This window comes from Exiguobacterium sp. SRB7LM (genome assembly GCF_015712685.1).
Lineage (GTDB): Bacteria > Bacillota > Bacilli > Exiguobacteriales > Exiguobacteriaceae > Exiguobacterium > Exiguobacterium profundum.
In genome coordinates this window covers 1-12,778 of record NZ_VWVR01000002.1, presented here as the reverse complement: position 1 = coordinate 12,778, position 12,778 = coordinate 1, and the positions used below count along the sequence as shown (strand labels likewise).

Here is a 12,778-nt window from a genome sequence, read left to right as displayed (position 1 = left end):
GGGCGTTCTGCCTTTTGGCGACGCGCGCGATCTGGTCGTTCCCCACGAGGGCGGTCAAACGTTCGTTTCTCCGCTCCCCGATTTCCGTCATGTCGTTTCGGTCGACTCGGCTTCGAGTCGTTCGAACGCTTGTTTGATGAGTTCTTCAAGACGATCCCTTCTTTCTGTCAAATAGATATACCCAATCAGTGCCTCGAACGCCGTGGAATAACGATACGTGTGCACATCGACCCGTTTCGGAACCGATCCTGATTTCGCATTCTTTCCACGTCTGACGACAGCCTGTTCCTCTTCCGTCAACGCATCCGTCTCTAACCAAAATGTCACGACGCTCGCCTGCGCCCGTGCATTGACGTAGCGGACCGCGCCCCGGTGCAAGTCATTCGGGCGCGTCAATCCTTTCTCGAGCAGGCGTCTCCGTACAGCCATTTCGTATACCACGTCTCCCATGTAGGCGAGCGCAAGTGCATTCATTTGTTTCGGTTGCATCATAACCGCTTCCACCGAACCCCTTGGGCCGTGTCTTCGAGTTGGATGTTTTGTTCTTTTAGTAAATCACGAATCTCGTCAGCCCGGGCAAAATTACGTGCCGCCCGTGCGTCGTTCCGTTCTTGAATCAATTGGTCGATCTCGGCATCCAATAGTTCTTTTTCTTCTGCCAACGTCAAGCCGAGGACACCCGTCAATTCATCAAATAGCGACAGGACCTGTTCAAGCGTCGCTTTTGCCACATGATCGGCCTTCGCATAAATGTTCGCTTCCCGTGCCAAGTCAAAGAGGACGGTCACGGCGTTGGCCGTATTGATATCATCATCCATTGATTCGATGAAAGATGCCTTGATGGATTCAAGCTTCCGTTCCATCGACTCGCTCGCCTCTCCAAGTCCAGCTGTTACCGACAAGCGATATTCAATATTTTGATAAGCTTCCTTGATTCGGCTCCAGCCGTTCGCCGCTTGTTCAATCAATTCTCGGCTATAGTTGATCGGGTGACGATAATGGACAGACAGCATGAAGAAGCGCAGGACCATCGGGTCGACTTCTTTCAACGCCTCATGGACGAGGAGGAAGTTTCCGAGCGACTTAGACATCTTCTCATTTTCAATGTTAATGAAGCCGTTATGCAACCAATAGTTGGCGAACTTCGCATGGTTGCAAGCTTCTGACTGAGCAATCTCGTTCTCGTGGTGTGGGAATTTCAAATCATGCCCGCCCGCGTGAATATCAATTGTTGTCCCGAGATGTTTTTTCGCCATCGCCGAGCATTCGATATGCCAACCCGGACGTCCTTTGCCCCACGGACTATCCCATGATGGTTCATCCGGTTTAGCCGCTTTCCATAAGACGAAGTCGAGCGGGTCTTCTTTCTTCTCCCCGACATCGACACGTGACCCGGCCCGCAAATCTTCAATCGATTGCTGACTCAATTTTCCGTAAGTCTCAAACTTCTTCGTCCGGAAATACACGTCTCCTTCTGATTCATAAGCGAACCCTTCCGTCTCTAATTGACGAATGAATTCGATGATTTCTACCATCGTATCGGTAACACGCGGATGCACGTCTGCCGGTTGAACGTTAAGTGCCCCTGTATCTGCTAAATATGCCTCGATATAGCGATTCGTCAGCGTCTCTGTGTCTTCTCCTAATTCATTCGCCGTACGAATGATCTTGTCATCCACGTCTGTGAAGTTCAAGACGTATTTGACCTCATACCCACGATACGTCAAGTAGCGACGAACCGTATCGAAGGCGATCGCCGGACGGGCGTTTCCGACATGAATGTAGTTGTAAACGGTCGGGCCGCATACGTACATCGATACTTTACCCGGAACAATCGGGACAAACGGTTCTTTTTTATTCGTGAGACTGTTGTACAGCTGAATCATGTGTCTTCTCCTCCATCCGCTTTTCAAGCGTCGCTAATTTTTGTTGTAGTTCATCCACTGCCGCTTCTAAGCGTTCTTGGCATTCGCGGTCCGGATCTGGGAAACGATGATCTAGATCATGTTGCTTCACACGCTTACCGTTTCGGATGACGACACGACCTGGAATTCCGACCACGGTCGAATCAGACGGCACATCGTTCAATACGACCGAGCTCGCTCCGATTTTGACGCAATCGCCGACCGTGATGTTCCCAAGTACTTTCGCCCCCGCTGAAATAAGCACGTCACTCCCGATTGTCGGGTGACGCTTCCCTTTCTCTTTCCCCGTTCCACCCAGGGTGACGCCTTGATAGATGGTGACGTCATTCCCGATAATCGCCGTCTCACCGATGACGACACCGAAACCGTGATCGATGAACACGCGGTCCCCAAGCACCGCCCCCGGATGAATTTCAATCCCGGTCAACCAACGACTGAATTGGGCTAATAATTTGGCCACCAGTTTCATGTTACGTTTCCATAATCCGTGCGCGATGCGATGTGCCCATATGGCGTGAAGGCCTGGGTAAGTCAGTGCCACTTCTACTTTCGAACGAGCGGCAGGGTCTAGTTCCAGGACAGTCCGCAAGTCTTCGCGTACACTGCTCCAAAATCCCATAATCGATATCTCCTTTTCTTATACAAAAACAAAGACGCCCCTGTGCCAAGGCACAGAGACGCCGTAAGCGCGGTTCCACTCTGTTTGGGAAAATGCGTTCCCCTCTCAAGTCTCGTTAACGCCGAGTCACGGTCTCGACTACATATCGCCGAGACGGCTCCGAGGTGCACTTCTTCGGGGGACACATCTAGAACTCCCAGCCTAGGTTCTAGTCTCTGCAACGTGTCGTACCGCTTACTTTCCTCATCGATGCCTTTATTACGCTAATAGAGTTGTCAGACGCTTCAACACACGCTCTTTTCCGATTAACGAAATGGCGTTCGGGAGTTCTGGTCCATGTGTTTGTCCTGTCGTCGCGACACGGATTGGCATGAACAAGTTCTTCCCTTTTTGACCGGTAGCTTTTTGCGTCGCTTTTGTCGCCGCTTTAATCGCTTCCGGAATGAAGTCTTCGATTGCTTCGAGCTGCTGTTTGAACTCTGCAAGAACAGCAGGTACCGTTTCACCTGAAAGGACAGCGTTCGCTTCCTCGTCATACTCGATTTCATCTTTGAAGAACAAGTCTGTCAACGCGACGATTTCTGCTCCGTGCGTCATTTGTTCTTTATACAATGCAATCAAGTTTGTCGCCCAATCCGCTTCCTCAATAGATACCGCCTCGGGTAATCGTCCTGCTTCTTGTAAGAATGGTAAACTGAGTGCCACCACTTCGTCAAGCGTGGCCTTCTTCATGTATACACTGTTGATCCAAGAAAGTTTTTGTTGGTCAAAAACTGCCGGACTCTTCGACAAACGTTTCGCATCAAACATTTCAATGAACTCTTCTTTCGAGAAGATTTCTTCTTCCCCGACGGGTGACCAGCCAAGGAGCGAAATGAAGTTGAAGAGCGCTGCTGGCAAGTAGCCGAGATCCGCATATTGTTCGATGAACTGAATGATCGATTCGTCCCGTTTTGATAACTTTTTATGTTGGTCGTTGTAGATGAGCGTCATGTGACCGAATTCAGGATAGTCCCAACCGAGTGCGTCATAGACCATCATCTGTTTTGGTGTGTTCGCGATATGGTCGTCCCCACGCAACACGTGACTGATCTTCATCAAATGGTCGTCCACGACAACTGCGAAGTTGTACGTTGGAATGCCGTCCTGTTTCACGATGACCCAGTCACCGAAATCTTTCGATTCAAACGAGACGTCTCCTTTGACGACATCTGTCCATTTATACGTCACGCCTTCCGGCACACGAATCCGAATAGACGGTTTACGCCCTTCCGCTTCAAACGCTTCACGTTCTTCAACGGTGAGGTTACGGTGCGCACCCGAGTAACGTGGTGCCTCCCCACGTGCGATTTGTGCTTCACGCTCTGCTTCAAGCTCCTCCGAGGTCATGTAGCATTTATAAGCAAGGCCTTTGCTCATCAACTCATTGACGTATTTCTCATAAATCGCAAGACGCTCCATTTGGTAATACGGACCGTAGTCTCCGTCACGCCCTGGACCTTCATCCCAGTCGATGCCGAGCCATTCCAAGTATTTCATCTGACTCTCGACACCGTTCAACACATTCCGTTTCTGGTCAGTGTCTTCAATCCGAAGAATCATTTTTCCGCCAGCATGGCGAGCAAATAAGTAGTTAAACAACGCCGTCCGCGCATTTCCGATATGGAGATGCCCCGTCGGACTAGGCGCATAGCGTACACGCACTTCACTCATAATAGTTCCACCTTTCTTCTCTTCTGCCCAAATAGTATACCATTTCTGTCAAGCCCGGTTGAGTAAGATGACCGCTTGCGCCGCAATCCCTTCTTCGCGTCCCGTGAAGCCCAGTTTCTCCGTCGTCGTCGCTTTCACGTTCACCTGCTCGATGTCCGCCTCAAGAAGTTCGGCAATGACCGCGCGCATCTCATCAATGTAAGGACGAAGTTTCGGACGTTGAGCCATGACCGTCGCATCTACATTTCCGAGAACGTAGCCTTGATCTTTCACGAGCTGCCAGACGTGACGAAGCAATACTTTCGAATCTGCATCTTTAAATTCCGGATCCGTATCCGGGAAGTGTTTCCCGATATCACCTGCCGCAATTGCTCCAAGTGCCGCATCCGCAATCGTATGGAGTAACACGTCCGCATCAGAATGACCGAGAAGTCCACGCTCATGTGGGATTTCGATTCCCCCTAAGATTAACGGACGTCCTTCTGCAAATGCGTGTACATCAAAGCCTTGACCAATTCTCATTGTAATTCCTCCTTCGCTAAAATCGCGTCGCCGAACAATAAATCTTCGGGCGTCGTCATTTTGATGTTGTGATAGTCCCCAAGGACCACTTGTACCGATTCGCCGAGCCACTCAAACAAACTGGCATCATCCGTTCCCATCACCTGTTGTTCGACCGCTCGTTCATGTGCCGCCAAAATCGCTTTCGCCTGAAAGGCTTGCGGCGTTTGTGCCAACCATAAGTTTTCACGGGGAACGGTGCGTTCGATGTGATGACGTTGAACTTGTTTGACAGTATCTTTAACGGGTACCGCCAAGATGGCACCACCTTGCAGTGCCGCTTCAGCCACTTGATGCAACTGTTCACGTTTTACAAACGGACGCGCACCGTCATGAATCATCACAATCGTATCGGGTGCAACAACCTTCAGTCCTGCATGGACACTCTGTTGTCGTTCTTCCCCTCCTGCTACGTATGTAACCGGCGTCTTCATCTGTGACGTCATCGCCTCGAACCAGTCCCGTTCTTCTGGCCGGATGGCTAACACCATTCGTTCGCACCACGGATCGGTATCGAACGCCTGTAACGTCCAAGCAATAATCGGTTTGTCACGGAGCGTCAGCATCAACTTATTCGCATCCGCACCCATCCGCTTCCCTCTTCCCGCAGCCGGGATGACAACTGTATAAGCTACCATGTTAATACCTCTCTTCGTGAAAAAAGAGAGCGCTCTCGCGTCTCTTTTTGATCCGTTATTCCGGACGGGCAAAAATCATACGGCCTGCAGACGTTTGTAAGACACTCGTCACAACGACAGGAAGCGTCTTCGAAATCAATTTACGTCCGCCCTCCACGACAACCATTGTCCCATCCTCAAGGTAAGCAACCCCTTGATTCTGCTCTTTTCCTTCTTTAATAACTGTCACGACCATCTCTTCACCAGGAATGACAATCTGTTTGACGGCGTTCGCCAAATCATTGATGTTCAAGACCGGTACATTTCGTACCTCACACACTTTATTTAAGTTGTAGTCATTCGTAACAACAATCCCGTTTTTCAGTTCAGCTAGTTTAATCAATTTGATGTCGACTTCCGGTACGTCTTCGAAGTCTCCATCATAAATTTCAACCTGGATGCGCTTGTTCTCTTGTAGTTCCTTCAAGATGTCCAGTCCACGACGTCCACGATTCCGCTTCAACGTATCCGAGGAGTCGGCGATGTATTGCAGTTCGCCGATGACGAACTGGGGCACAATCAATGTTCCTTCCACGAATCCAGTCGTCGCAATATCCGCGATTCGACCATCGATGATGACGCTCGTGTCTAAAATCTTATCATTAGAGCGTTGGACCGGTTCAGCCGCAGGCTTTTCCCGTTCGCTCTTCACAAATAGTTTGATCCATTCGTTACGCTTCCGATAGCCGACCGCGAAACCAAAGTAACCAAACAGGGCCGTGACAAAAATCGGGACGATTTTACTCAGTAAGAAAATATTCGTGACTTCAAGCGATACACTAATCAAAAAGGCAATCAAGAGCCCGATGATGAGACCGATCGAACCGAATAAGATATCCCCTACCGGTAAACGGACGAGCCGTTCTTCGACAAAACGAATAAATGCAACAACACCATCTGTTAAGAATAAACTAAGAATGAAGAAGATAAGTCCACCAATCAAACTTGCTACGTATGGAATCGTTAACCACTCCGGCACATTCATGCCAAGGTCTGCTAATAAAAGCGTCGCTTCGATGATTCCGAACCAACCCACGACGAGTCCAATCAAAATAAATCCGATTCGTACAGCAATCTTCACTCATTCCACCTCCTTCTATATGAAATAAAATTTCAAAAAATAACACTTTCATTGTAACACGATTTTTTCAATCACGTTCGTTACAAAGCGTTAAAAACTGCCAGTGGCGACCCGTTAGAACGGAATCGCCAACTGGAGTGCTTCGTCCACTGTTCCGACCCCGACGACTTCAATCCCTGCCGGAGCGGTCCATCCCCCCATGTTATTTTTCGGGATGATGGCCCGTGTAAAACCTAGTTTTGCCGCCTCGGCGACACGTTGCTCGATTCGGGAAACCCGTCTCACTTCTCCGGTCAATCCGACCTCACCGATGCAGACATCCGTCGGACGGGTCGGACGATCGCGGAAACTCGAGGCAATCGAGATACAAATCGCAAGGTCGATCGCCGGTTCGTCCAGTTTGACGCCACCGGCTGCTTTCAAGTACGCATCCTGCGTCTGAAGCAAGAGACCGGAACGTTTTTCGAGCACGGCCATGAGCAGCGCGACTCGGTTTTGATCAATGCCCGTGGCCATACGTCTCGGGTTCCCGAACGATGTCGGAGAGATGAGTGCTTGGAGTTCCACGAGTACCGTCCGCGTACCTTCCATCGAGGCGACAACGGTCGAACCCGATACGCCCGCAGTGCGTTCCTCCAAGAATATTTCAGATGGATTAAGCACTTCCTCTAGTCCGCTCTCTTTCATCTCGAAAATTCCAATCTCGTTCGTCGATCCAAAACGGTTTTTCACCGCACGTAAAATACGGAACGTATGATGACGCTCCCCTTCAAAATAAAGTACCGCATCGACCATATGTTCAAGTAAGCGCGGACCGGCAATCGACCCTTGCTTCGTCACGTGACCGACGATGAAGACCGCAATCCCTCGCGTTTTCGCAATTTTCATGAGGGCGGCCGTACATTCTCGAACTTGTGACACGCTCCCTGGCGCCGATTGAATCTCATCCATATATACCGTTTGAATCGAGTCAATGATGACAAATCCAGGTTGCTCCTCATCAATAACCCGTTCGATCATCAACATGTCCGTCTCAGCGAGCACGAACAAGTCATCGGTCGGTAAACCGAGCCGTTCCGCACGAAGTTTTGTCTGTTTGAGAGATTCCTCCCCCGAGATGTATAACACCTTTTTACCACTATGAGCTAAGTGAGCGCTAACCTGTAACAGAATGGTCGACTTCCCGATTCCCGGGTCCCCGCCGACTAAAACGAGTGAACCTGGGACAATCCCACCGCCGAGGACACGGTCAAATTCACGACTATTCGTATGCACGCGCGTCTCTTCTTGCGAGACGACGTTCGCTAAGCGTTCCGGTTTCAATTGTCGCGATGAACTATGCACAAAGGCCGCTCCACGTTTGGCTTTCTTCTCTTCTACAAACTCTTCGACGAGCGTATTCCATTCATTACAACCCGGACAACGCCCCATCCACTTGGCTGATTCATATCCGCACGATTGGCAGACGTATTTCGTTTTAATTTTTGCCATAAGTTCCCTTCCTGTCTAAAAAAGCTCCCTCTAAACGACGAGGGAGCTGAATGTTTTACTGAACTACACCTTCGTTACGAACGACGAACTCTCCATCTTGTACGTCGAGCGCAACTTTACTGCCTCTAGCGATTGTGCCGCCGAGCATTGCTTCTGAGAGGCGGTCCTCCACTTCCCGTTGAAGGGCACGACGGAGAGGACGAGCCCCGTATTCCGGATCGTAGCCGACATCGGCAATTTTATCGAGTGCCGCATCCGTCAAGCTGAAATCAACACCTTGTTCGGCGAGACGTTTCTTAAGTGTCTCTGCCATAAGTTTGATAATTTCTTGAATGTGCTCTTTTTGAAGTGAATGGAATACCGTGATTTCATCAATCCGGTTCAAGAACTCAGGTCGGAACGCTTTCTTCAATTCCTCGAGTACTTTGTCCTTCATTTCCGTATATTCACGTTTCACATCATCTTCCACTGTGAATCCTACATATTTGTTTCGTTGAAGCGCTGCGGCTCCGACGTTAGACGTCATGATGATGACTGTGTTTCGGAAGTCGACTGTGCGACCTTTCGAATCCGTCAAGCGACCGTCGTCTAACACTTGAAGCAAGATGTTGAATACTTCTGGGTGCGCTTTTTCGATTTCATCGAGTAGGATAACCGAGTAAGGTTTCCGACGCACTTTTTCAGTCAATTGACCGCCTTCTTCGTAACCAACATAACCAGGAGGCGAACCGACGAGACGGCTCGTCGCATGTTTTTCCATGTACTCGGACATGTCGATTCGAATGATGGCATCTTCATCGCCAAACATTGCTTCGGCAACTGCACGGGCGAGCTCTGTTTTCCCGACTCCGGTCGGTCCGAGGAAGATGAATGACCCGATTGGACGTTTCGGATCTTTCAATCCGGCCCGGGCGCGACGGATCGCACGGGAAATGGATTTCACCGCATCGTCTTGACCGATGACACGGTTGTGAAGAATCGATTCGAGTTTGAGGAGACGGTCTGTCTCTTCCTCGGCAATCTTCGTGACCGGTACACCTGTCCAGTTCGCAACAACTTGAGCGATATCTTCTTTCGTCACTTCAAGTTTTTCGTTACCTTGCTTGTTCTGCCATTCTGCTTTCAACTCTTCTAACTCATCGCGTAACTTCTGTTCCGTATCGCGAAGGGAAGCTGCTTTTTCAAACTCTTGGCTTTGAACGGCAGAGTCTTTCTCTTTACGAATCGATTCGAGACGGGATTCCAACTCTTTCAAATTCGGTGGTGCCGTGAATGAGCGAAGTCGTACTTTTGATGCCGCCTCGTCGACGAGGTCGATCGCCTTATCCGGCAAGAAACGATCGGAGATGTAACGGTCAGAAAGGACGACCGCCTCATGAATCGCCGTATCTGTAATTGTCACACGGTGGTGTGCTTCATAGCGATCGCGTAACCCGAGTAGGATTTGTTCAGCTTCTTCTGTTGTCGGTTCGTTCACTTGAATCGGTTGGAAGCGGCGCTCAAGCGCTGCATCTTTTTCGATGTACTTCCGGTATTCATCTAGTGTAGTCGCCCCGATACATTGAAGTTCACCGCGAGCCAATGACGGCTTAAGAATGTTAGAGGCGTCGATTGCACCTTCTGCACCACCCGCACCAATCAATGTGTGTAACTCATCGATGAAGAGAATGACGTTACCGGCTTGACGAATTTCGTCCATCACTTTTTTCAAGCGATCTTCGAATTCACCACGATATTTCGTACCTGCGACAAGCGTTCCCATATCGAGCACCATGACGCGTTTGTTTCGAAGCGTTTCAGGTACCTCGTTGTTGATGATTTGCTGAGCGAGACCTTCGACGACCGCTGTTTTCCCGACCCCTGGTTCCCCAATTAGAACCGGGTTGTTCTTCGTCCGACGCGACAACACTTCGATGACACGTTGAATTTCGCCTGCGCGTCCGATGACCGGATCCAAACGAGACTCGCGCGCTTGTTGTGTCAAATCGCGTGCCAATCCGTCAAGCGTTGGTGTTGCGGCGCTCGCCCCAGGTTGCGAAGCATTTGAAGATGACTCCGTGTTCCCGAGAAGTTGCAACACTTGTTGGCGTGCTTTCGTCAAACTGATTCCAAGGTTATTGAGGACGCGTGCCGCGACCCCTTCTCCTTCACGAATCAATCCTAGAAGGATGTGTTCCGTTCCGACGTAAGAGTGTCCCAATTTCCGAGCCTCATCCATCGAGAGCTCAATGACCTTTTTCGCACGCGGTGTGTAATGAATTGTCGATCCATTCTCTGAACCACGTCCAATCAATGATTCTACTTCTTGTTGGATTTTTTCAGAGGTCAATCCAAGGGCGAAGAGCGCTTTTGCTGCGATTCCTTCTCCTTCACGAACCAATCCTAATAAAATATGTTCTGTACCAATATTATGATGGCCAAGACGTACGGCTTCCTCTTGTGCTAAAGCTAATACGCGTTGTGCTCGTTCTGTAAATCGTCCAAACATCATTGACATAACCTCCTTATAGTTGGATCAAACTAAGCCTTGATCTAACGTCCGACGAACAAGTGTCGCTCGTTCTCGATCCCGTTCTTGCGTAGATAATGTTTTCCCGAAATGTTTTTGTAGAAAACCTGATTGTAACCGAACGATGAGTTCATGGAACTTCGGCGGACTCCAATCAGACAAAATCCCTAAGTCACTCGCTAAATGTAAATCAGATAGTCGCTCAATGGCTTCCGTAGAAGAAAGAAGTTTGGCATATCGTAAAATACCATATGACCGATAAAACCGATCCTCTAACTCTTCTTGTCGATGTGCGATGAGCTCTTCACGCGCATGACGTTCTGCTTGAATCACTTGTTCTGTCACTTCCATAAAGTCAGCTAACAGTTGTGATTCATGACTGCCTAATGTCCGCTGATTTGACAGCTGGAACAACCGTCCTGCCGCATCGCTACCTTCTCCGTAACGACCTCGAATCGTATAGCCGAGTTTTCGAAGTTCTCGCAAAATGGGGCTGATTCGACCCGTTAACGTGAGACCCGGTAAGTGTAACATGACCGAGGCCCGGAGTCCTGTTCCGATATTGCTTGGACATGTCGTCAAGTAGCCTAACTGTTCGTCAAAGGCGTATGAGAGTGATTCCGCGCACAGTGCGTCTACTTGAGTCGCTAATTCAAACGCCTCTTTCACTTGATAACCTGGGAGTAAGGTCTGAATTCGTAAATGATCTTCCTCGTTAATCAACACACTGATAGTTTCATCTTCACTTAAAAAGACTGCACTTTCTTCGTTGGTCGCAATGGCCGGACTAATCAAATGTTTTTCCATCAATGCCTGTCGGGTGACTTCATCATAATCACGCATATGAAGATATTCAAATCCCTTTAACCCATGTAACCGTCCTTCGAGGCGATCACATAGTTGACGTTCTCCTTCTTTAGAAAGGACTGGCGAAAATACAGTGTCTTTGACGTTACGTGCCAGTCGGATTCTTGTGGAGACAACCAGGTCATCCAATTTGGCACGCTCTTTCATTTTGGGACCAAGTGGATGTGTTAGGAACGTTTCCATTAGACATCACCTTGCCCTTCTAATTGCTTCATTTCTTTTTGAATGCGTGCTGCTCGTTCATAATCTTCTTGTTCGACAGCACGGGTCAACTCCCCTGCCAACTTTTCGAGCCGCTCTTCGATTCGTTCATGGGGTGTACGTAATTGGTCAGGGACCGAACCGATATGATGATCATGTCCTTGTTGATATTGACGTGTGATTTTAATCAGTTCATCACGAAATACGGTATAACACATAGCACATCCTGCTTTTCGTACACGCAATAAATCTTGACGCGTCATCTGACAGGTTGGGCAGCGCTTTACGACTGGCACATAGCCCGTCATAAGTTCTACCGTACATTGTCGACATAGCCGTTTTTTTACGGGTACGTCCTGTTCCATGACAACGACTTCATTGACAGCCGGTCGCTGTTTACAACGTTCGCATAGCATACGACTTACCCTCCATTACGATAACGAAGTACTTTCATCAGCGCGAGTAGTTGCTGACGTCGAATATAGGAGCGATCGTCAACTTGTAAGTTCAATGCTTCATCTGATAAGAGATGATAGATCAACTGCGCCTCTTGTTCGTGCATCATCTGTTCTTCAACCAATCGAATCAGCACATTTTCAACGAGCTGTTCGTTCAAACGTGGATGTTCATGAATGATATCCATCAAACTAGAGAGAACATCTTGCTTTTCGTGTAAAATAACGCGTCGAATACGAATATATCCGCCACCGCCACGTTTACTTTCTACTAAATATCCTTTTTCGACGGTAAAACGTGTGTTGATGACGTAATTGATTTGGGATGGGACACATTCGAATCGTTGTGCGATATCTTGACGTTTGATTTCAATTGCGTTTGCCTGACTTTCCTTCAAGACTTGCTTCAAATACTGTTCGATGACATCCGAAATATTTCTCATCTCCACCACCCTCTGACCATCTTTGACTTTTGACTATATTTTATCATTGATTTAAAAAAAGGCAAACGAAAAGCGATGCCTCTATGTCGAGAGCATCGCTAAAACAAAAAAACGACCGAGCGTATGCTCGGTCGTCCTGCGTTGTTGCCTGGCAACGTCCTATCCTCACAGGGGGAGATCCCCCAACTACTTTCGGCGCTGAGACGCTTAACTTCCGTGTTCGGCATGGGAACGGG

12 protein-coding genes, 1 rRNA gene and 1 other annotated feature are annotated in these 12,778 nt (G+C 48.9%); all 13 genes read right to left on the bottom strand.

Features of this window, described 5'->3' with window-relative positions; translation table 11 throughout:
- Positions 1-87: 87 nt before the first annotated feature.
- Positions 88-492, bottom strand: coding sequence for a Mini-ribonuclease 3 (locus F3H97_RS00070; RefSeq protein WP_074035355.1), 405 nt, complete (start codon positions 490-492; stop codon positions 88-90).
- Complete coding sequence (gene cysS / locus F3H97_RS00065; RefSeq protein WP_074035353.1) at positions 489-1,886, bottom strand: cysteine--tRNA ligase; 1,398 nt, start codon at positions 1,884-1,886, stop codon at positions 489-491. The genes F3H97_RS00070 and cysS overlap by 4 nt, the downstream gene beginning before the upstream one ends.
- On the bottom strand, positions 1,855-2,544 hold the full coding sequence (gene cysE, locus F3H97_RS00060; RefSeq protein ID WP_074035352.1) for a serine O-acetyltransferase: 690 nt from the start codon (positions 2,542-2,544) through the stop codon (positions 1,855-1,857). The genes cysS and cysE overlap by 32 nt, the downstream gene beginning before the upstream one ends.
- A gap of 51 nt (positions 2,545-2,595) precedes the next feature.
- Positions 2,596-2,803, bottom strand: a binding site (T-box leader).
- The gene (gltX, locus tag F3H97_RS00055) at positions 2,803-4,260 is read right to left on the bottom strand and encodes a glutamate--tRNA ligase (protein WP_196430286.1); all 1,458 of its coding nucleotides are present in this window, start codon (positions 4,258-4,260) and stop codon (positions 2,803-2,805) included. (Overlaps the previous feature by 1 nt.)
- A 45-nt stretch (positions 4,261-4,305) precedes the next feature.
- The gene (ispF, locus tag F3H97_RS00050; protein WP_012727701.1) at positions 4,306-4,779 is read right to left on the bottom strand and encodes a 2-C-methyl-D-erythritol 2,4-cyclodiphosphate synthase; all 474 of its coding nucleotides are present in this window, start codon (positions 4,777-4,779) and stop codon (positions 4,306-4,308) included.
- Positions 4,776-5,456, bottom strand: a complete 681-nt coding sequence (gene ispD / locus F3H97_RS00045; protein WP_012727702.1) for a 2-C-methyl-D-erythritol 4-phosphate cytidylyltransferase — start codon at positions 5,454-5,456, stop codon at positions 4,776-4,778. The genes ispF and ispD overlap by 4 nt, the downstream gene beginning before the upstream one ends.
- 55 nt (positions 5,457-5,511) lie before the next feature.
- Entirely contained in the window at positions 5,512-6,576 is a 1,065-nt protein-coding gene (locus F3H97_RS00040; protein WP_012727703.1) for a PIN/TRAM domain-containing protein, read from the bottom strand.
- Positions 6,577-6,690: 114 nt separating this feature from the next.
- A complete protein-coding gene (gene radA, locus F3H97_RS00035; protein WP_012727704.1) occupies positions 6,691-8,067 on the bottom strand; it encodes a DNA repair protein RadA in 1,377 nt (458 codons plus the stop codon).
- Between the two features lie 55 nt (positions 8,068-8,122).
- Positions 8,123-10,558 (bottom strand): ATP-dependent Clp protease ATP-binding subunit, encoded by a 2,436-nt coding sequence (locus F3H97_RS00030; protein ID WP_012727705.1) that lies wholly within the window; start codon positions 10,556-10,558, stop codon positions 8,123-8,125.
- Between the two features lie 24 nt (positions 10,559-10,582).
- Positions 10,583-11,626, bottom strand: a complete 1,044-nt coding sequence (locus tag F3H97_RS00025; RefSeq protein WP_159563159.1) for a protein arginine kinase — start codon at positions 11,624-11,626, stop codon at positions 10,583-10,585.
- On the bottom strand, positions 11,626-12,060 hold the full coding sequence (locus F3H97_RS00020; RefSeq protein WP_074035342.1) for a UvrB/UvrC motif-containing protein: 435 nt from the start codon (positions 12,058-12,060) through the stop codon (positions 11,626-11,628). Before F3H97_RS00020 ends, F3H97_RS00025 begins: the two co-directional genes overlap by 1 nt.
- Before the next feature lie 5 nt (positions 12,061-12,065).
- Positions 12,066-12,542 carry a CtsR family transcriptional regulator gene (locus tag F3H97_RS00015; RefSeq protein ID WP_074035340.1) on the bottom strand — a complete coding sequence of 159 codons (477 nt, stop codon included), beginning with the start codon at positions 12,540-12,542 and terminating at the stop codon, positions 12,066-12,068.
- Between the two features lie 146 nt (positions 12,543-12,688).
- Positions 12,689-12,778, bottom strand: a 5S ribosomal RNA gene (gene rrf, locus F3H97_RS00010); the annotation flags it as partial.

What these genes read in the sequence shown, in the direction of transcription:
- F3H97_RS00070 (WP_074035355.1), bottom strand. Translation starts at nt 492, where the DNA reads ATGATGCAACCGAAACAAATGAATGCACTTGCGCTCGCCTACATGGGA.
- cysS (WP_074035353.1), bottom strand. Translation starts at nt 1,886, where the DNA reads ATGATTCAGCTGTACAACAGTCTCACGAATAAAAAAGAACCGTTTGTC.
- cysE (WP_074035352.1), bottom strand. Translation starts at nt 2,544, where the DNA reads ATGGGATTTTGGAGCAGTGTACGCGAAGACTTGCGGACTGTCCTGGAA.
- ispF (WP_012727701.1), bottom strand. Translation starts at nt 4,779, where the DNA reads ATGAGAATTGGTCAAGGCTTTGATGTACACGCATTTGCAGAAGGACGT.
- ispD (WP_012727702.1), bottom strand. Translation starts at nt 5,456, where the DNA reads ATGGTAGCTTATACAGTTGTCATCCCGGCTGCGGGAAGAGGGAAGCGG.
- radA (WP_012727704.1), bottom strand. Translation starts at nt 8,067, where the DNA reads ATGGCAAAAATTAAAACGAAATACGTCTGCCAATCGTGCGGATATGAA.
- F3H97_RS00030 (WP_012727705.1), bottom strand. Translation starts at nt 10,558, where the DNA reads ATGATGTTTGGACGATTTACAGAACGAGCACAACGCGTATTAGCTTTA.
- F3H97_RS00025 (WP_159563159.1), bottom strand. Translation starts at nt 11,626, where the DNA reads ATGGAAACGTTCCTAACACATCCACTTGGTCCCAAAATGAAAGAGCGT.
- F3H97_RS00020 (WP_074035342.1), bottom strand. Translation starts at nt 12,060, where the DNA reads ATGCTATGCGAACGTTGTAAACAGCGACCGGCTGTCAATGAAGTCGTT.
- F3H97_RS00015 (WP_074035340.1), bottom strand. Translation starts at nt 12,542, where the DNA reads ATGAGAAATATTTCGGATGTCATCGAACAGTATTTGAAGCAAGTCTTG.